We start from the raw sequence: 733 nt of genomic DNA, 5'->3' as shown, positions 1-733 counted from the left end.
TCGCCCGGAAAGACGAGCGGGACGAAGCGTACCTGTGCGCGTACGTGGTGAGCGGCGGAGCCTTCGACGCCTCCGAGCTGCGTGCGTATTTGAAGCGCAGCCTGCCGGAGTACATGGTGCCGTCATACGTAGTGGAAGTGGAGCGGATTCCGCTGACGGCCAACGGCAAGGTGGACCGGAAGGCGCTGCCGGAGCCGCAAGGTCTGGTGCAGGCCGGAAGTGAATACGTCGCGCCGCGGAGCCAGACGGAAGCGAAGCTGGCGGAGATTTGGCAGGACGTGCTTGGCCTGTCGCAGCTGGTGGGCATCCGGGACAACTTCTTCGAGCTGGGCGGCCACTCGCTTAAAGCGATGCAGCTGGTGTCGCGTATCCAGAAGCAATTGGACGCGAGCGCGCTGCTGAGTGAAGTGTTCGCAAGCTCAACGGTGGAGGCGCTCGCGGGGTATTTGGAAGTGGCGGCTACCAAGGCGCGCTACGAGGCGATCGGCAAGGCGGAGCTGCGCAAGTGGTATCCGGCCTCGCCCGCACAGCAGCGGCTGTACGTGGTCAGTCAGCTGGCCCCGGAGGGGAACGGCTACAATATGCCGTGGGCGCTGGAGATCGCAGGGAAGCTGGATACGGAGCGCGTGCGGGAGAGCTTGAACTTACTGGCGGAGCGTCACGAATCGTTCCGCACGTCGTTTGCGATGCAGGAAGATCAGCTGATGCAGCGCATCGTCGAATGTGTGGAAGT

General features: G+C 63.6%; 1 protein-coding gene. It reads left to right on the top strand.

What is annotated here, in order from left to right; all coding sequences use genetic code 11:
• Positions 1–733, top strand: a 733-nt coding sequence (locus ACX1DY_RS31460) for a condensation domain-containing protein (protein WP_458968049.1), incomplete at both ends; no start/stop codon positions are given.

Source organism: Paenibacillus sp. BAC0078 (genome assembly GCF_054483875.1).
Note: the sequence above shows the minus strand (reverse complement) of the source record. Positions and strands in the feature narration are given on the sequence as shown.